The sequence below is a fragment of the Sporolituus thermophilus DSM 23256 genome (assembly GCF_900102435.1).
Lineage (GTDB): Bacteria > Bacillota > Negativicutes > Sporomusales > Thermosinaceae > Thermosinus > Thermosinus thermophilus.
This window is the reverse complement of the sequence record NZ_FNBU01000022.1, coordinates 26,372-43,238: the sequence shown is the minus strand read 5'-3', so window position 1 is coordinate 43,238 and position 16,867 is coordinate 26,372. Positions and strand designations below refer to the sequence as shown.

The 16,867-nt window shown below is 54.5% G+C and carries 19 protein-coding genes; 18 read left to right on the top strand and 1 reads right to left on the bottom strand.

The genetic code is table 11. From position 1 onward, the window contains the following. Positions 1 to 127: 127 nt before the first annotated feature. The 9 genes from ptb (at position 128) to BLQ99_RS11895 (ending at position 7,225) form a co-directional block, all read left to right on the top strand. The gene (gene ptb / locus BLQ99_RS11935) at positions 128 to 1,033 is read left to right on the top strand and encodes a phosphate butyryltransferase (protein ID WP_093691284.1); all 906 of its coding nucleotides are present in this window, start codon (positions 128 to 130) and stop codon (positions 1,031 to 1,033) included. A 370-nt stretch (positions 1,034 to 1,403) separates the two neighbouring features. Then, complete coding sequence (locus BLQ99_RS11930; RefSeq protein WP_093691282.1) at positions 1,404 to 1,787, top strand: holo-ACP synthase; 384 nt, start codon at positions 1,404 to 1,406, stop codon at positions 1,785 to 1,787. Next, positions 1,784 to 3,334, top strand: coding sequence for an NAD(P)H-hydrate dehydratase (locus tag BLQ99_RS11925; RefSeq protein WP_093691280.1), 1,551 nt, complete (start codon positions 1,784 to 1,786; stop codon positions 3,332 to 3,334). Before BLQ99_RS11930 ends, BLQ99_RS11925 begins: the two co-directional genes overlap by 4 nt. A gap of 168 nt (positions 3,335 to 3,502) precedes the next feature. After that, positions 3,503 to 3,778 (top strand): CopG family ribbon-helix-helix protein, encoded by a 276-nt coding sequence (locus BLQ99_RS11920; RefSeq protein ID WP_007290089.1) that lies wholly within the window; start codon positions 3,503 to 3,505, stop codon positions 3,776 to 3,778. 3 nt (positions 3,779 to 3,781) lie between these two features. Continuing rightward, positions 3,782 to 4,132: a type II toxin-antitoxin system PemK/MazF family toxin gene (locus tag BLQ99_RS11915; RefSeq protein ID WP_093691278.1), complete on the top strand. Its 351-nt coding sequence runs from the start codon at positions 3,782 to 3,784 to the stop codon at positions 4,130 to 4,132. A 56-nt stretch (positions 4,133 to 4,188) separates the two neighbouring features. Then, the gene (locus BLQ99_RS11910; RefSeq protein ID WP_093691276.1) at positions 4,189 to 5,097 is read left to right on the top strand and encodes a ComEC/Rec2 family competence protein; all 909 of its coding nucleotides are present in this window, start codon (positions 4,189 to 4,191) and stop codon (positions 5,095 to 5,097) included. Between the two features lies 1 nt (position 5,098). Beyond that, a complete protein-coding gene (locus BLQ99_RS11905) occupies positions 5,099 to 5,311 on the top strand; it encodes a DUF3006 domain-containing protein (protein ID WP_093691274.1) in 213 nt (70 codons plus the stop codon). Positions 5,312 to 5,495: 184 nt separating this feature from the next. Further along, positions 5,496 to 6,656 carry an N-acetylmuramoyl-L-alanine amidase family protein gene (locus tag BLQ99_RS11900; RefSeq protein ID WP_245690464.1) on the top strand — a complete coding sequence of 387 codons (1,161 nt, stop codon included), beginning with the start codon at positions 5,496 to 5,498 and terminating at the stop codon, positions 6,654 to 6,656. Further along, positions 6,656 to 7,225 carry a GerMN domain-containing protein gene (locus BLQ99_RS11895; protein ID WP_093691270.1) on the top strand — a complete coding sequence of 190 codons (570 nt, stop codon included), beginning with the start codon at positions 6,656 to 6,658 and terminating at the stop codon, positions 7,223 to 7,225. The genes BLQ99_RS11900 and BLQ99_RS11895 overlap by 1 nt, the downstream gene beginning before the upstream one ends. A gap of 57 nt (positions 7,226 to 7,282) precedes the next feature. Here the strand turns inward: BLQ99_RS11895 and alr are convergent, their stop codons facing one another. Next, on the bottom strand, positions 7,283 to 8,410 hold the full coding sequence (gene alr / locus BLQ99_RS11890) for an alanine racemase (RefSeq protein ID WP_093691312.1): 1,128 nt from the start codon (positions 8,408 to 8,410) through the stop codon (positions 7,283 to 7,285). Between the two features lie 136 nt (positions 8,411 to 8,546). Between alr and thiL the strand changes: the two genes are divergently transcribed. The 9 genes from thiL to groL all read left to right on the top strand — a co-directional run bounded on the left by thiL (position 8,547) and on the right by groL (position 16,823). Beyond that, positions 8,547 to 9,587 carry a thiamine-phosphate kinase gene (gene thiL / locus BLQ99_RS11885; protein WP_245690463.1) on the top strand — a complete coding sequence of 347 codons (1,041 nt, stop codon included), beginning with the start codon at positions 8,547 to 8,549 and terminating at the stop codon, positions 9,585 to 9,587. 12 nt (positions 9,588 to 9,599) lie between these two features. Continuing rightward, positions 9,600 to 10,100, top strand: a complete 501-nt coding sequence (tsaE, locus tag BLQ99_RS11880) for a tRNA (adenosine(37)-N6)-threonylcarbamoyltransferase complex ATPase subunit type 1 TsaE (protein WP_093691268.1) — start codon at positions 9,600 to 9,602, stop codon at positions 10,098 to 10,100. Then, the gene (gene tsaB, locus BLQ99_RS11875) at positions 10,060 to 10,767 is read left to right on the top strand and encodes a tRNA (adenosine(37)-N6)-threonylcarbamoyltransferase complex dimerization subunit type 1 TsaB (protein WP_093691266.1); all 708 of its coding nucleotides are present in this window, start codon (positions 10,060 to 10,062) and stop codon (positions 10,765 to 10,767) included. Before tsaE ends, tsaB begins: the two co-directional genes overlap by 41 nt. Beyond that, the gene (gene rimI, locus BLQ99_RS11870; RefSeq protein WP_093691264.1) at positions 10,764 to 11,219 is read left to right on the top strand and encodes a ribosomal protein S18-alanine N-acetyltransferase; all 456 of its coding nucleotides are present in this window, start codon (positions 10,764 to 10,766) and stop codon (positions 11,217 to 11,219) included. Before tsaB ends, rimI begins: the two co-directional genes overlap by 4 nt. Before the next feature lie 178 nt (positions 11,220 to 11,397). Further along, positions 11,398 to 12,408 (top strand): tRNA (adenosine(37)-N6)-threonylcarbamoyltransferase complex transferase subunit TsaD, encoded by a 1,011-nt coding sequence (tsaD, locus tag BLQ99_RS11865; protein ID WP_171904670.1) that lies wholly within the window; start codon positions 11,398 to 11,400, stop codon positions 12,406 to 12,408. 235 nt (positions 12,409 to 12,643) lie between these two features. Beyond that, entirely contained in the window at positions 12,644 to 14,062 is a 1,419-nt protein-coding gene (locus BLQ99_RS11860) for a sensor histidine kinase (protein ID WP_245690461.1), read from the top strand. Continuing rightward, positions 14,062 to 14,643 (top strand): ANTAR domain-containing response regulator, encoded by a 582-nt coding sequence (locus tag BLQ99_RS11855; RefSeq protein ID WP_093691306.1) that lies wholly within the window; start codon positions 14,062 to 14,064, stop codon positions 14,641 to 14,643. The genes BLQ99_RS11860 and BLQ99_RS11855 overlap by 1 nt, the downstream gene beginning before the upstream one ends. Before the next feature lie 236 nt (positions 14,644 to 14,879). Then, entirely contained in the window at positions 14,880 to 15,164 is a 285-nt protein-coding gene (groES, locus tag BLQ99_RS11850; RefSeq protein WP_007290103.1) for a co-chaperone GroES, read from the top strand. A gap of 33 nt (positions 15,165 to 15,197) precedes the next feature. Then, entirely contained in the window at positions 15,198 to 16,823 is a 1,626-nt protein-coding gene (gene groL / locus BLQ99_RS11845) for a chaperonin GroEL (RefSeq protein ID WP_093691260.1), read from the top strand. Positions 16,824 to 16,867: the final 44 nt, after the last annotated feature.

The window sequence follows — 16,867 nt, the reverse complement described above, 5'->3', positions numbered from 1 at the left end:
GTTTGAAAAAAGACTGGACAATCCATAATAAAAGTAAATGTGCCGCAAAGGTGTGCGTCAAATATTTACAGCCTTCGGCATTCTGTGCCATAATGATGCTTGACGTGCTATAAAGGAGGAGTTTTCCATGATGCGTTCTTTTCGCGATGTTCTGCAGGCAGCGCAGCGGGGGCGTCCATCCCGGATTGCCGTTGCTGTCGCCGAAGATGAAGATGTGCTCTTGGCGCTGGCCGATGCTTATCGGCATGGACTGGCCCAGGCCGCTTTAGTAGGCGACCGGGACAAAATCAAAGCGGCCGCCGGCAGGGCGGGGATTGAGCTTGGCGGGTTTGACATTGTCCATGAGCCGGATGCCAAGGCCGCGGCCAGGCAGGCCGTGGCGCTTGTCAGTTCGGGCCAGGCCCAGCTGGTCATGAAAGGCCTCATCAGCACGGCCGACATTCTGCGGGCCGTGCTGGATAAAGAGATAGGACTGCGTACCGGCCGGGTGCTGTCGCATGTGGCGGTTATGGAGATTGACGGTTACGACCGTTTAATGCTCCTCACCGATGCGGCTATGAATATTGCGCCCGATGTTAGCCAGAAGGCGCAAATCGTGCAAAATGCCGTGATTGTTGCGAAAGCGCTCGGGATAAAGCAGCCCAAGGTGGCACCTTTGGCCGCGGTCGAAGTGGCCAATCCTGACATGCCAGCCACATTGGACGCGGCAATCCTGGCCAAAATGGCCGACCGGGGTCAGCTCAAAGGCTGCCTGATTGATGGGCCTTTGGCACTGGATAACGCTGTATCGCCCGAGGCGGCCCGGCATAAGGGCATCACCAGCCCGGTGGCGGGAATGGCCGACATTCTATTGGCTCCTAATATTGAAACAGGCAATGCCCTGTATAAATCGGTCGTATATTTTGCCAAGGCTCAAATCGGCGGTATTATTGCCGGCGCCAAAGCGCCTGTCATTCTCACTTCCCGGGCGGACAGCCCGCAAACCAAACTCAACTCCATCGCTCTCGGCGTTATCGTCTCTCAGCTCGGTTAAGCTTGAAAGGCTTATGCATTTTGCGGCATAAGCCTTTCGTCATCAATGTTGGATTAGCGGGCGAAAGTAGGAAGGGCTACAATGAACGGCTAACGGGGTCGCTTGAGTGCGGCGACAAGGGGAGCGACGCTCTGAGCGTGAGTAAAACGTGACCATGAATAAAGAATTTTTGTGTCGGCAAGAGGTATATGCCAGGTAAAACCGAATACAATTTGCGGAATAGAGAACAACTTCTGTGAGAAGAAGGTATCCTTAAAACTTGCAGGGCCTAAAGCAGGCAGGAAAGATTTTGCCCAAACTACATATCTTACAATTAGTAACTTGTGATACGGGAATAGAAAAAATGTATGGCATTTAACGGGGTGGTTTGGTGATTATCGGTATCGGCATAGACATCGTGGAAATCGAACGGATTGCGGCCGCTATTGAGAGCGATGCCTTCGTGCGGCGAATTTTTACACCCGGCGAGCAGGCCTACTGTGAAGAGCGGGGACGGCAGCGGGCTGCTTCTTATGGCGCCCGGTTTGCCGGTAAGGAGGCACTGCTTAAGGCGCTGGGAACCGGTCTGTCCGGCGGGCGCTGGCAGGAAATCGAGATTTTGCCCGATGCGAAAGGACAGCCCCAGGTACGGCTCATGGGCAGCTTTGCGCAGGCCGCCGCCGCGCAGGGGGTTGAACGCATTTATATTTCTTTGACCCATGCCCGCCATTATGCGGCGGCGCAGGTCGTTTTGTGGGGAGGCGAAAGTAAATGAAAATAGCAACCGCGGCCGAAATGCGGGGGATTGACAAAGCGGCCATTGAATATTTCGGGATACCGGGACTTGTTCTCATGGAAAACGCAGGGGCCGCCCTCGCCCGGCAGGTGGCGTCCATTCTCACCGATGCAGCCAACAAGAAAATATGTGTTTTTGCCGGCAAAGGCAATAATGGCGGTGACGGTTTTGTCGCCGCCCGCCATCTTGCCAATTTGGGGGCCAAAGTAAAGGTTTTTTTGGTATTTGACGAAAATGATACGGCCGGCGATGCTCAGGTCAATCTGAATATCGTAAAGAAAATGGGGATTGACGTGCTGCCGCTGGCCGGCGACCGTGATTGGGACATGGCGCGGGTGGCGGCAACTTTTGCCGACTGTATTATTGACGCCATGTTGGGGACGGGGTTTAGCGGCGGTATCCAAGGCAATATGGCTCGAGCCGTCGAGATCATTAACAGCGCCGGAAAACCGGTTGTGGCGGCCGACATTCCTTCCGGCGTTCACGCCGATACCGGCCAAGTCGGCGGTACGGCAGTCAGGGCGGACTATACCGTTACCTTTGGGCTGCCCAAACCGGGGCTGCTGCTTTACCCAGGGGCGGAATACACCGGCCGGCTAGTGGTAGCCGACATTACTATTCCCGCGGCGCTGCTTTGTGCCGAGATTATCCGCCAAAACGCCATCACGGTCCGCAAAGCGAAGCAGCTTATCCCGCGCCGGCATCCGGCGGCGCATAAAGGAGTGAACGGCCATGTAGCCATTGTGGCCGGATCAGAGGCCTATACCGGTGCGGCGGCTCTGGCGGCGACGGGTGCGCTTCGCGCCGGCGCCGGCCTGGTAACACTGGGCGTTGCCGCGAGCCTGCTAAATCTCATGCAAATGAAACTAACCGAGATTATAACACGGCCGCTGCCGGAAATTATCGGCGGCGCTATCGGCCTGAAGGCGGTGCCCTACATTGACGAGCTGGCGGCCCGCTGTGATGTGTTGGCCATTGGTCCCGGCCTGGGACGGGCGGAAGAAACAATGGCGGCGGTGCGGGAAGTGGTCAGAAACTGCGAAAAGCCGCTAGTCATCGATGCAGACGGGTTGAATGCCCTCGTCGGTCACACCGATGTTTTACGGGACACCGCAGCCCTGGCCGTACTGACGCCCCATCCCGGCGAGATGGGGCGGCTCCTCGGCCTTACGCCCGCCCAGGTCAACCAGGACCGTCTTGGTGTGGCGCGTCAGGCGGCGCATAATTGGGGGGCGATTGTGGTACTCAAGGGGGCGCCGACGGTGGTGGCTTTTCCGGATGGGGAAGTATATATCAATACAAGTGGCAATGCCGGTATGGCAACCGGTGGCACCGGCGATGTGCTGACCGGAGTGATTGCCGCCCTCATCGCCCAAGGATTGTCCAGCCATGACGCCGCTGTCGCCGGTGTATATCTCCACGGCCTTGCCGGCGATATTGCCGCGCACGCCGGTCAGGTCGGTATGGCGGCCGGCGATGTGGCTCAGGCGCTGCCGGCGGCGTATGCCGGCTTGCTGGAAGAATGAGAAGCTTGTCAAGGCGGAACCTTTCTGTTATAACTATCTATGGCGGTGCATAATTGATGAGCGAAGGGCATATTTTATATATAAAAATATATAAAAAAGTTGACACTAGTATATAACTGCTTATATAATGAAACTATATCAAGACTGTGGTACGGCGGGGGTGAGTGTGTGGCCGACTTAAAGCGTATCATGATTAGTATCCCGAACAGCCTTCTCCAGGAAGTAGACGGCATCATCGCCATGGAGAAGTTAAGCCGCAGCCAATTTGTTCGGGAAGCTATGCGCTTGTACATCGAGGAACGAAAACGCAAGACGGTACGCGATATGATGAAGAAGGGATATCAGGAGATGGCCATAATCAATCTGGCGCTAGCCGAAGAAGGATTAGTCGCCGACGCTGAAGCCTATGATTTGATGCCCACCTTGCTGACGGAGCGTGAATAGTTCATGATTGTAAAGCGTGGGGATATTTACTATGCTAATCTCAGCCCGGTAGTAGGTTCCGAGCAGGGTGGACACCGTCCGGTGCTAATCATCCAGAATGATGTTGGCAATAAATATAGTCCGACCGTCATTGTAGCGGCCATTACTTCCCAGATTTCTAAGGCCAAACTGCCCACGCATGTAGAAATTAGCGCCAAACAATTTAGCCTTGATAAAGATAGCGTTGTCCTGCTGGAACAGTTACGCACGATTGACAAGCGACGGTTGAAGGAAAAAGTTACGCATCTCAGCGAAGACATTATGGCCAAAGTGGATGAAGCAATCCGCATTAGCTTGGGGTTGGTTCAGCTATAAGCTTAAATAGGCGGGAGACTGCCTATTTTTAATTTGCCTATGCGAGGAGGAAACATATGGCTAAAATATCACGATGGCGCAGGCTAATCGCGGTCTGTCTGGCCGTATTTTTGCTGATGGCAGCCGGGTGTGGCGGCCAGGGCAAAACGGCGGTTGAGCCGCAAAAGGCGCCTGGCCTGCCGGCGCCGGGAACGGTCACAGTCAAGGTGCTTGATGTGGGGCAGGGTGACGCTATTCTCATCCGTACCGGCGACCAGACGGTGCTTATTGACACCGGTGATGTTCCGGCCCGCGATCAATTGGTTAAGTACATAAAAAAAGAAGGGATTGCCGCCCTGGACAAACTGATTATTACCCACCCCCATGCCGATCATCTCGGGGGCGCAGCGGCCATTTTCGACAACTTTCCGGTTAAACAGATTTACGACAGCGGCCAGACTACTACGACCGGCCTGTACCGCCAGTACCTGCAGACAGTCCAGAAAAAGAATATTCCGTTTAGCGTGCTGACAGCCGGCCAGATGGTTGACATTGGCGGCGGCGCGCTACTCAAGGTCTTGGCGCCGGAAAAACCATATATTCAAGGTACCGAATCCGACTTAAACAATAACTCCATTGTTGTCAAACTGGTTTATGGGAATTTTTCCATGCTGCTAACCGGCGATGCCGAAAAAGAAGCGGAGGAGCGCATGTTGAAAAGTGGCAGCGCTGAACTGAAGAGTACCGTTCTTAAAAGCGCTCATCACGGCAGCAGCAGTTCGTCCACTCCTGCCTTCCTGGCGGCGGTGGCGCCAGAGGCGGTCATTATTTCGGTCGGAGCCAACAATGACTACCATCATCCCCATCCCAGCACGTTAAAAAAATATAATGAGCGCAAACTCAAAATTTACCGCACGGACAAAGACGGTACGGTAACGGTGACAACCGACGGTAAAGGCTATACTATTAGCAAGGAGAAAGGATGACATGCAGCTTAAGGTGGTGATTGACCGCTTTGAAGGTGACAAGGCGGTACTCTTAATCGGCGATGAGGAGGTGCAGGCGCTATGGCCGCGCCGGCTGCTGCCGTCGGGCGTTAGGGAAGGCGATATCCTCACCATGGCGCTGGCCGTGGACGGCGATGCCACCCGTACGGCCCGGGAAGAGGCGGAAAACTTACTGCGGCGCTTGCTTGGCTAAGAGTAAGAAACCGGGAAACGAGGGTATTCCCGGTTTTTTTATGCCTGTTACCGTCTGGCCGGTGCGAGCACCTGTTTATGGAAAAAGATCGACTGGTCAGTCAAAAGACAACATTTCCGACGAAAGTCCTGCAGGATTTTGTTTTACTAGCGCGAATTTATTCTTAAGGTGTCGCTACTTGGAGGTGTTGTCTTTGCGCCGGACTATTCTGGCCGTGTCCCTTTGTTTGTTGCTGCTAACGCCGCCGGCATTTGCCGGCCCTAATGGGGTGACTGTCACGCCTGAGCCGAAACCGGCCGCCCAAATTCCTGTCGTTAGGCCGGAGCCGGCGGCAGTAAAACAGGAACTTCCCTTGAAGCAGGAAATCACCAATATTCGCTGGGCGACCCATGAAGATGCCCTTACCGGCCAAAGCAAGCTCCGCCTGGTATTGGATGTGTCCGGCCCGGTGCGCGTTGAGGCAGAGACCGCAGCTGCGCCGACGCCACGGCTGGTAGTGAACATTAAAGGCGCCGTACCCGGCAAAGTTAAGGACGCGCTGTCTTTTGGCGGCAAAATTGCCGATGGGGCTGAACTGGTCGCCACAGGCCTTGATTCCAGCCGGTTAATCGTTGACGTGCCCTTAATGCTGGAAGACGGCGATTATCGGGTGTTTACCCTTCCCAGCGATCCTAAGTTTAACCGGCCTTTCCGCGTAGTAGTTGATGTGAATAAAAAGGTTCCACCTGTAACCTATAAGTTTCGTCCTGGTCTGAAAAACAAAGTTATCGCCATCGATCCCGGCCATGGCGGCAGTGACCCCGGGGCCATCGGTTTGGGCAAGTCGCAGGAAAAAGTAATCACTCTTGCGGTGGCCAAGCAGGTGCAGGCCTTGCTGGAAAAAGCCGGCGCCAAAGTGATAATGACCCGGCAGGACGATCGCGACGTGTTTGGACCGAATGCTACGGCCGTTGAAGAACTTAAGGCGCGGACAAGCATTGCCAACAATAGGAAAGCCGACGTTTTCATCAGCATCCATATCAATTCGTTTACCAACAGCGCCGCCGGAGGCACCTCGACTTATTATTATCAAAAAACGCCTTATGATATGCTGCTTGCCCAGAACCTGCAGAGTGCGCTGCTACAGGCAGGGGGCTTGTACGACCGCGGAGCCAATCCCGCCAATTTCTATGTCATCAAACGTACTGTCATGCCGGCAACGTTAGTGGAACTGGCTTTCATCAGCAACCCGGAAGAGGAAAAGCTGCTCAATACGCCGCAGTTTCAGCAAAAAATGGCCCAGGGAATTGTCCAAGGGTTGGACCGGTTTTTCGCACAGGCGGCGAAATTAGGAGGTGAGCGGTGATGTCCCGCAAAGCGGTGCCTTTCTTCCTGATCCTGCTTCTCCTCGCCCTGCTTGCTATTGGCTGCGCTACCAGTACACCGGCCACGGTTCAGCCGCCTTATCAACCGCCCAAAACGAGTGATGCGACGGAAGCGCCCGCGCCGCCGGCGCAGGAGACGATGCGGCTCACCGTATATCACGCCACAAAAGATGCTATGTACCTTGTCCCTGAGGTTCATGTGGTCCCCAAAAACAACCATCCGGCGCAAACGGCGGCGGAACTGTTGCTCGCCGATCCGAAGTCGCGGGATTTGGTGCGCGTGCTGCCGCCGGGGACAAAGGTCCGTAGTCTTACGGTCAAAGATCATATCGCTTACGTGGATTTTAATGACAAGCTAATCAAGAACAATGCGGGCGGATCGGCTACCGAACTGTTGACCGTAGGCGCCATTGTCAACACACTGACCGAGTTTCCAGAAATCCAGAAAGTGCAAATTTTAGTCGAAGGGCAGAAGGTGGAAACGCTTAGCGGACATATGGACGTGAGTCACCCGCTCAGCCGGTCGGAGAAGATTATTAAAAAACCTTGAGCAAAGAAAGACCAACCTCAGGCAGGGTTGGTCTTGTTTTTGTGTCATCCTGGCGTTCTACCTTTCGTCACCGTCATTTACATACAGACGGGGGACACGGCCGCTTATGCCGCAGACCAGTTCGTAGTTAATCGTTCCTGCTAATTCAGCCAGTTCGGTGACGGTAATTTCGGCGTCGCCCTGACGACCGAACAGGACGGCTTCGTCGCCGACAGCCGCGTCGCAGACAGGTCCTAAATCGACAATGGTCTGATCCATACAGATACGCCCCACGACAGGGCGGCGTTTGCCACCGATGAGGACACTGGCTTTATTGGAGAGGTCGCGGCTGTAGCCGTCGGCGTAACCAACCGGAAGCGTGGCGAGATAGGTGGCTTGGGGCGTTATATATGTGCAGCCATAGCTGACGGCGAAGCCGGCCGGTACTTCTTTGATATAGACAATGCGGGTTTTGAATGCCATGGCCGGCCGGAGGTCGAGCGATTGGTGCATTTCGGGTGATGGCGGCAGACCGTAAATAGCGATGCCGGGTCTAACGGTATTGAAATGGCCGTCGGCGATGTCGATCACGGTGGCACTGTTGGCGGCGGAAATATAGGGCAGCGAAATACCGGCGGCCGCGGCCTGGTCAAGGATGGCGGTAAAGGCGGCCAACTGGCGGCGGGCGTAGCTTTTATCCGCGGCATCGGCCGTTGCCAGGTGCGTGAATAGGCCACGAAGTTCAATCTCGGGCATGGCAGCCGCGGTGGTGAGAAAGGGGAGCAGCTTGTCAGGCGTCAGACCGATACGCCCCATACCGGTATCGGCTTTAACCATAACGCGGGCCCGTTTGGCTGTGCGCCGTGCGGCGTGCGCCAGCGCCTTTAGGCCGTCCTCCGTGCATACCGTGGCTGTGAGGTCATATTCTACCAGCAAGGAGGCCTGTTCGGGCAAAGTAAGACCAAGGACCAGAATAGGCACGGTGAAGCCGGCATCTCGGAGCTGGACTCCTTCCTCTGGCAGAGCGACGGCCAGGCTGTCGGCGCCGGCGGCGAGGGCCGCCCGACTGACAGGAATGGCGCCGTGTCCATACGCGTTGGCTTTCACCACGGCTGTCAAGTTGGTAGAGGGTTTAAGCCGCCGCCTGATTTGCGTTATGTTATGACGAATTGCTCCCAGGTCGACTTGAACATGCGTTGGTCGCATAATAGCACCTTCTTTTACAATTTCGGCAGCGCGGAAAGGGCTGCCAATTTGGTTTTTGCCAGTCTGATGATAAATCCTTTCAGCGATACAACTTTTTTTTGCCCTGTGGCATAATAGCAATGCAGGAAATACTTGTATGCAGCCCGAAAAGGTAGTCAAAAGCGGATTTGTGGTGGTGCTTATGGATTTAAAAGAAATTGGCGAGTTTGGCTTGATAGATTTAATTCAGACCGACGCTATTCAGGATCCGGGAACAGTCGTGGTCGGCATTGGTGACGACGCTGCCGTGCTGCTGCCCACGCCCCGCCAACTGCAGCTTGTAACCGCCGATATGCTGGTAGAAGGAATACATTTCGATTTGGGGTATACAACGGCTTGGCAGCTCGGCTATAAAGCTATCGCCGTTAACCTGAGCGATATCGCGGCCATGGGCGGCGTGCCGCGCCATGCCGTTATTTCCCTGGCTCTGCCCCGGCAAACACCGGTAGAGTTTGTTGTCAACCTTTACCAGGGCATGAAGGAAATCTGCCGTGAGTTTCGTGTCAACATCGTCGGCGGTGATACGGTAGCAAGCCCGCATGGCCTGATTATTAATGTCGCGGTCATGGGGGAAGTGGAGCCTGCCCAGCTTGTCCGTCGCTCCGGAGCGCGAGTCGGCGACATAGTAGCCGTAACCGGCGTGCTCGGCAGTTCCGCCGCCGGTCTCGACTTGCTTGGCCTTGACAATTGGGCTGAGTACGATTTTGCCTGGCCGCTCGTAACAGCCCATCTCACCCCCCGCCCGCAGGTCAAAGCCGGCCCATTGCTGGGGCTCCATGGCGCGACCAGTATGGACGATATCAGCGACGGGTTGGCCAGTGAGGCGCACGAAATTGCCAAGGCTAGCAAGGTCGGTCTGCGCATTGATGCCGCGCGGGTACCGCTAGCCCCTGAACTTAAACAGGCGGCGGCCATGCTGGGGAAGGATCCTTTGGATTATGCCCTGTATGGGGGTGAAGACTACCAGTTAGTTTTTACGATAGGCCGGGAAAAATTCCAGGCTTTGTCAGTAATCGACTTTGGCGTACCGCTGACCGTTATTGGTGAGGTTACCGAAGCGGCTGGCAGCGTAAAACTGGTAATGGACGATGGCACCGAGCAGGAACTGGCGCCACGGGGGTACAACCATTTCCGTTAGGGAGGACGCAAAATGTTAGTATATAAAACTTGTACGCCGGACGCGACGGAAGCGTTAGGCGGAAAACTGGCAGAGCTGCTGGCGCCGGGCGATGTTGTTTGTCTGTCCGGCGACCTTGGGGCCGGTAAGACGTTATTCGTACAAGGTGTTGTCGCCGGATTGGGCGCTGATGCCACCGACGTCACCAGTCCGACCTTTACGATTATGAATGTCTATGCGGCTCGCATACCGGTTTATCATTTTGACCTGTACCGTCTTGAAAATACCGCGGCGCTGGCTGATATCGGGTTTGAAGAGTATCTGGGCGGTGATGGCGTGGCGCTTATCGAATGGGCCGATAAATTTCCGGCGGCGCTTCCCGCAGAGTACCTGGATATTCGTTTTACCGTCGGCGAATGGCCTACCGAACGAATAATCACCATGATACCGCAGGGGACGCGCTATTTACAAATGAGCGAGGAGTTGAAAGAGCGTGCCGGTACTGGCTTTAGATACTGCGACCCTAGTGTCTAGCGTGGCCTTGGCAACCGCTGACCGCCTGCTAGCCGAGCTAACGCTCCAGACCCGCAAGACGCATTCCGAGCGGCTGATGCCCCATATCGCCGAACTTCTGCGCATGAGCGACTTGACAAAGGACCAAATCAAGGCTGTGGCCGTCAGCATCGGACCAGGATCGTTCACCGGGCTGCGCATTGGTCTGGCCACGGCGAAAGCGCTCGCTTACGCCTGGAATGTGCCGCTGGTCGGCGTGCCCACCCTGGCGGCTTTGGCCTACTGCTGTCCGCTGCCGGGCCTTCTGCTGTCACCGCTGTTAGACGCGCAAAAAGGGAATATGTACAATGCGCTGTATCGCTGGGAACAGGGCGGACTTAAAGAAATAACGCCGGCGCGGGTGATAGCAGCCGAAGAATGCCTGGCGGAACTGGCAACGCGGTCCGAACCGGTGGTACTCCTTGGCGAAGGAGCCCAGCAATACCGCGATAAGGCAGAAGCAATCGGCGGCAGTCTGGTAATTGTTCCCCCGCATATCGTCATCACGCGGGCCGGCAGTGTGGCGCTGTTGGCGCAAGAAATGCTGCGGCAAGGGGTACGGCATGACGTCATGAAGCTTGAACCTTATTATATTAGGCGCTCCGAAGCGGAAGAGCTGTGGGAGCGCCGTCACGGAGTCTGTGGATGAGCGGACGACAGTGGGTCATCCGGCCAATGACAGCCGACGATATTGATGCCGTACTAAAAGTCGAGCAGGCTTCTTTTACCATGCCATGGTCACGGGCGGCGTTTACGGCCGAAGTTGTGGATAATGACTTAGCCTACTATCTGGTAGGCGAAGCGGACGGCACCGTGGTCGGCTATGCCGGGATGTGGATTATTTTGGATGAAGCGCATGTCACTAATGTTGCCGTTTTGCCTGCCTATCGCGGCCAGGGCCTGGGTGAACAATTGCTAACTGCTTTGATGGCTGATGCGAAAAAGCGGGGGGCCTTAAGTATGACGCTTGAGGTGCGCGTCTCCAATGAAGGTGCACAGCGCCTGTACCGGCGGCTGGGGTTTACGCCGCGCGGCATCCGCAAGCAGTATTATAGCGATACTAAGGAAGACGCCTTAATCATGTGGAAAGAAGGCCTTTGAAAAAATAAAAAAATCAGGCCACTTGCGTGGCCGACGGGTGATTGTTTTGCCTTATACCATATGCTGGCAAGGTGTTAAGTGTGACAAAACAAACAGGGGGGCGGCAGCCGCCCCGTTTTTTTCAATTTTCATCTGGCTGACATCTGAAAAATTAATAGCACAAACGGAGTGGGTTATCTTGGCAGTATTGACCTTGGCTTTGGAAACGAGCTGTGATGAAACCTCCGCGGCGGTCGTGGCCGACGGACGCGTTATTCTTTCCAACATCATCTCTTCGCAGGTGCCGCTGCACCAGAAATATGGCGGCGTAGTACCGGAAATAGCATCGCGTAAACATATCGAAACCGTAATGCCTGTGGTACATGAAGCGTTAACCGCCGCCGGCGCGACGCTGGGAGATATAAACGTAGTGGGCGTCACCTACGGCCCCGGCCTGGTCGGCGCGCTGCTGGTCGGCGTGGCTGCCGCTAAAGCGTTGGCCTTCGCGCTGGACATACCGCTGGTTGGCGTTAATCATCTGGAAGGCCATATTTTCGCCAATTTTTTGGCCCATCCTGACCTCCAGCCGCCATTTGTAGCGCTGATCGTGTCCGGTGGCCATACCTCGCTTGTGCATGTCCGGGACTATAATGACTTTGCGCTACTCGGGCAGACCCGTGACGACGCGGCCGGAGAAGCCTTTGACAAAGTGGCGCGGGTGATGGGCTTGCCCTATCCAGGCGGCCCGCATATCGACCGCCTGGCGGCCCAGGGCGACCCGTCGGCCATTGCCTTTCCCCGCGCCCTAACCGGCGACAATTTTGAGTTTAGCTTTAGCGGCCTTAAATCGGCAGTGCTTAATTATCTTAACAGTGCCAAACAGCGCGGTTTGGCGGTGAACGCCGCCGATGTGGCCGCCAGTTTTCAGGCGGCCGTGGTAGAGGTGTTGGTGGAGAAGACGCTCCGCGCGGCCGAAAGCTGCAGCACCGGCGTTATTGTTTTGGCCGGGGGGGTAGCCGCCAACAGCCGGCTACAGGCCGAACTGGGCCGGCGGGCCGCCGCCGACGGCCTAAGGCTTTTTTTTCCGCCGCCGATTCTGTGCACCGACAATGCGGCGATGATTGCCTGCCGCGCCTATTATAAGCATATCGCCGGCCGTTATGCCGATTTACATCTTAATGCCGTGCCGGCATTGAAATTAGGACAATGAAAACTGTGGAAAAGTACTCGCCCCACAAATGTGGACAATGTTGATAACTTTACCCAAAAGCGAAAAAAGCTGAAGGAAAAACTGTGGATATCAATGTGGATAATGTGGATAACTAGGGGATAACCCCTGGAAAGAAACCGTGAAAACAGCAAACTGGGACGGCAGGAATTTTAGCTAGTCATGCTGAATAAATTTAAATTTATAAATTCGCTGGGGGTAATAAGGTGTTATGGGAATGGTCAGTGAAATCTGCCGCAAGATAACCGTCTTGAATGCTGACCAAATTGCCGTCCTGGAACAGGCTGGCAGCGTCCTTGGCTTGGCCAGCGACCTGGCTTACGCCCAGGTAACGGTCTATACCTGGGCCCGCGATGCCAATTATCTGGTGATTGTGGCCCAGGCCAAGCCTAATACCTGCCTGATCCGGTACAAACCCAACCTGCTGGGGGCGACCGTGCCGGCGGTGGAAGAACCGCTTGTCTGGCGCACGCTTACTTCCGGCGAGAGTATTTCCGGCGAGCGGGAATGGGCGTTGGGCGCGGACGTGTTGGATATGCGGACTTTTCCCCTGCGCGACGATGCTGGCAAGATAATTGCGGCGGTAAGTTTTGAAAGCAGTGCCGAGGAGACGGCGGCGGGAACCACCAGCGCCTTAATCGAGACAGCCTACCTCTTGCTTACGGCTACGCCGACCCCGGTCGCCAGCGACGGCTACCGCCCCTTGTCAGCGCGTGACGGCATTATCATTGCCGATGAGCGTGGCCGAATTATTTTCGCCAATGCCGCCGCTGGCAGCATATATAAGGTATTAGGCGTAGGACGGCTAATCGGCCGGCGTATTTACGACCGGCTCGTTAATCTCCGTGTCGCCCAACAGGCAGCGGCCACCGGCCAACTTCGCGAAACGGAACTTGAAATCAGCAATATGGTTATCGTGCAACGGGCTATTCCTATCATACATGGCGGCGAGGTTGTCCGCATCATCGTCATTGTTGCCGATGTTACCGAACTAAAGAAAAAAGAAAAAGAACTGCTTATTAAATCGGCCGTTATTCAAGAAATCCACCACAGAGTAAAGAATAATCTGCAGACTATTGCCAGCCTGCTCCGGCTGCAGGCGCGGCGTACACCTTCGGCCGCCGTCAAGGCTGCTTTGCGCGAAAGTGTAAATCGCATTTTGAGTATTTCCGTGGTCCATGAGTTTCTGTCCCAGCAGGACACGGAAGTTATTGACATTGCGGAAGTGACTAAGAATATTCTGGATCTGGTCATTCAAAATATGCTGGAGCCTGATTTTAATATCCAGACCGTTTTCAATGCCCAACAGGTTGTACTGGCATCAGAGCAGGCTACCAGTTTGGCCTTAGTCATTAACGAACTCATTCAAAATGCCCTGGAGCATGGGTTTGTCGGGCGGCGTGAGGGGCTAATCGGCGTGGACATCGCGGCCCGGGATGACAGCTATCAAATTGAAATATATGATAACGGTATTGGTCTTCCGCCCGGGTTTAATGTGCAAACTACCGGCAGTCTGGGCCTGCAGATTGTCCGCACCCTGGTGGAGACCGACCTCGGCGGCACCTTTCAATTATTTTCCAATAACGGGACCCATGCCCGGATTACGATACCCAGGATGAGGGAGGAAGGATTATGATGCAACCCTTGCGCATTGTCATTGCCGACAATGAATCCATTATTCGCATGGATTTGCGGGAATTGCTCGAAGAAGCCGGGCACACTGTCGTCGGGGAGGCGGCCGATGGCCTGAAAGCCGTGGAACTTGTGCGCAAACACCGTCCCGACCTGGTAATTATGGACATCAAGATGCCGGAAATGGACGGTATTTCGGCGGCCAAAATTATTTCCAACGAAAAACTTGCGCCGGTGCTGCTTCTTACCGCCTACAGCCAGAAAGAAATTGTCGAAAAAGCCAAAGAATCAGGCGTTCTTGCCTACTTAGTCAAGCCGATAAAGGAAGCCAATTTATTTCCGGCGATAGAGATTGCCCTATCCCGGTTTCAAGAATTTATGGAACTGGAACGGGAGCTGGAAGAGGTTAAAAACTCGCTCGAGACACGAAAGGTTCTTGACCGGGCTAAGGGTATTCTCATGGACGCTTACAATCTGACCGAAAGCGAGGCGTACCGCCGGATTCAGCAATACAGCATGAGTAAACGCAAGTCTATTCGCGAAGTGGCCCAAGCCATCGTGGAAGCGGCCACGCGCAAACGCTAAACTGCCCTGGTATAGCGGCAGTTTTTTGTATAAATTAGGCAGATATGGAAAAACTACCAGAGGCAAAAAGTATCCTGAAACAAAATTTTTTTGGAAAAATAACGGTTTTTACCTTTGGAACTCTTGATTTTTCCAGAGGTTTTATATATCATAATTTATGGAATTAGCACTCGCGCTTAGTGAGTGCTAACAATACAGGGTCAAAAAAATAATACTACATAAAGGAGGGTATTTACATGATTAAGCCGTTAGGCGACAGAGTAGTCATTAAGGCACTGGAAAGGGAAGAAAAAACCAAGAGCGGCATTCTGCTGCCCGACACCGCGAAGGAGAAGCCCCAAGAAGGCAAAGTTATCGCCGTTGGTACCGGCAAAATGCTGGAAAACGGTACGCGCGTTCCGCTGGACGTTAAAGAGGGCGATAAAGTTATCTTCTCCAAATACGCCGGTACGGAAGTTAAAATCGACGGTGAAGAGTACCTCATTCTGAGCGAAAGAGATATTCTGGCCATCGTACAATAATCTAAAAAATAATTTTTCACGGGAGGTATATATATGGCAAAGCAAATGCTGTTTGACGAAGAAGCACGTCGTGCGCTTGAGAAAGGCGTAAACGCTCTGGCTAACGCCGTGAAAGTGACGCTCGGACCCAAAGGCCGCAACGTTGTTCTTGATAAAAAATTCGGCGCCCCGACGATCACTAATGACGGTGTGACGATTGCCCGTGACATTGAACTGGAAGATCCCTTTGAAAACATGGGCGCCCAACTGGTGAAAGAAGTTGCCACCAAGACCAACGACGTAGCCGGTGACGGCACTACTACCGCTACGCTGCTGGCGCAAGCGATGATTCGTGAAGGCATGCGCAACGTGGCTGCCGGCGCCAATCCGATGATCCTCAAGAAGGGCATCGAAAAGGCCGTTAACGCCCTGGTTGAGGAAATTAAGAAGACCGCTGTAAAAGTGGAAAGCAAAGAAGCCATTGCTCAAGTTGCTTCGATTTCGGCTGCTGACGAAGAAATCGGCAAGCTCATTGCCGAAGCCATGGAAAAAGTGGGCAAAGACGGTGTCATCACTGTTGAAGAGTCCAAAACCATGGGCACCGACCTCGAAGTTGTGGAAGGCATGCAGTTCGACCGTGGCTACATCTCTCCGTACATGATTACCGACGCTGACAAGATGGAAGCCGTCCTGAACGATCCGTACATCCTCATCACTGACCGGAAGATCGGCGCTGTTGCCGACCTGCTGCCCACTCTCGAAAAAGTGGTTCAGTCTGGCAAAGAACTGCTCATCATTGCCGAAGATGTTGAAGGCGAAGCGCTGGCTACGCTCGTTGTCAACAAACTGCGCGGCACCTTCCGGGCTGTTGCCGTTAAAGCTCCCGGCTTCGGTGATCGCCGCAAAGCCATGCTCGAAGACATCGCTATCCTTACCGGCGGTACCGTCATCAGCGAAGAGCTGGGCCGCAAGCTGGACAGCGTGCAGCTTAGCGACCTTGGCCGCGCTCGTCAGGTTCGCGTATCCAAAGAAGAAACCACGATCGTTGACGGTCATGGTTCTGCCGAAGAAATCAAAAAGCGTGTCAACCAGATCAAGGCTCAAATCGAAGAAACCACTTCTGACTTTGACCGTGAAAAGCTGCAAGAGCGTCTTGCCAAACTGGCCGGCGGCGTAGCCGTTATCCATGTTGGCGCTGCTACCGAAGTAGAGCTCAAAGAGAAAAAGCATCGCATCGAAGACGCTCTCAACGCAACCCGCGCAGCGGTGGAAGAAGGTATTGTTCCCGGCGGCGGCACTACCTTCATCGACATTCAGCATGTCCTGGACAACATCCAAGCTACGGGCGACGAAAAGACCGGTGTCGAAATCGTCAAGCGCGCCATCGAGGAACCGGTTCGTCAAATCGCCAACAACGCTGGCCTGGAAGGCTCCGTTGTGGTTCAAAATGTTAAGAAAGCCGGCAAGGGTATTGGTTTCAACGCCTTGACCGAAGAATATGTCGACATGATTAAAGCCGGTATCGTCGACCCGGCGAAAGTTACCCGTTCCGCTCTCCAAAATGCTGCCAGCATCGCGGCCATGGTGCTTACCACTGAGTGCCTGGTTGCCGACAAGCCGGAAAAGGAAAATCCGGCGAATCCTGCAGCCGGCATGGGCGGCATGGGCGGCATGATGTAAGATTTTAGGTCGCAGTCAAGAGGCAACCGGAAGGTTGCCTCTTT

Bases quoted from the DNA above. Each gene is read 5' to 3' on its own strand.
- BLQ99_RS11925 (WP_093691280.1), top strand. From the start codon at position 1,784: ATGAAAATAGCAACCGCGGCCGAAATGCGGGGGATTGACAAAGCGGCC.
- groL (WP_093691260.1), top strand. From the start codon at position 15,198: ATGGCAAAGCAAATGCTGTTTGACGAAGAAGCACGTCGTGCGCTTGAG.
- BLQ99_RS11855 (WP_093691306.1), top strand. From the start codon at position 14,062: ATGCAACCCTTGCGCATTGTCATTGCCGACAATGAATCCATTATTCGC.
- BLQ99_RS11860 (WP_245690461.1), top strand. From the start codon at position 12,644: ATGGTCAGTGAAATCTGCCGCAAGATAACCGTCTTGAATGCTGACCAA.
- BLQ99_RS11895 (WP_093691270.1), top strand. From the start codon at position 6,656: ATGTCCCGCAAAGCGGTGCCTTTCTTCCTGATCCTGCTTCTCCTCGCC.
- alr (WP_093691312.1), bottom strand. From the start codon at position 8,410: ATGCGACCAACGCATGTTCAAGTCGACCTGGGAGCAATTCGTCATAAC.
- thiL (WP_245690463.1), top strand. From the start codon at position 8,547: ATGCAGCCCGAAAAGGTAGTCAAAAGCGGATTTGTGGTGGTGCTTATG.
- ptb (WP_093691284.1), top strand. From the start codon at position 128: ATGATGCGTTCTTTTCGCGATGTTCTGCAGGCAGCGCAGCGGGGGCGT.
- BLQ99_RS11915 (WP_093691278.1), top strand. From the start codon at position 3,782: ATGATTGTAAAGCGTGGGGATATTTACTATGCTAATCTCAGCCCGGTA.
- groES (WP_007290103.1), top strand. From the start codon at position 14,880: ATGATTAAGCCGTTAGGCGACAGAGTAGTCATTAAGGCACTGGAAAGG.
- rimI (WP_093691264.1), top strand. From the start codon at position 10,764: ATGAGCGGACGACAGTGGGTCATCCGGCCAATGACAGCCGACGATATT.
- tsaE (WP_093691268.1), top strand. From the start codon at position 9,600: ATGTTAGTATATAAAACTTGTACGCCGGACGCGACGGAAGCGTTAGGC.
- BLQ99_RS11905 (WP_093691274.1), top strand. From the start codon at position 5,099: ATGCAGCTTAAGGTGGTGATTGACCGCTTTGAAGGTGACAAGGCGGTA.
- BLQ99_RS11910 (WP_093691276.1), top strand. From the start codon at position 4,189: ATGGCTAAAATATCACGATGGCGCAGGCTAATCGCGGTCTGTCTGGCC.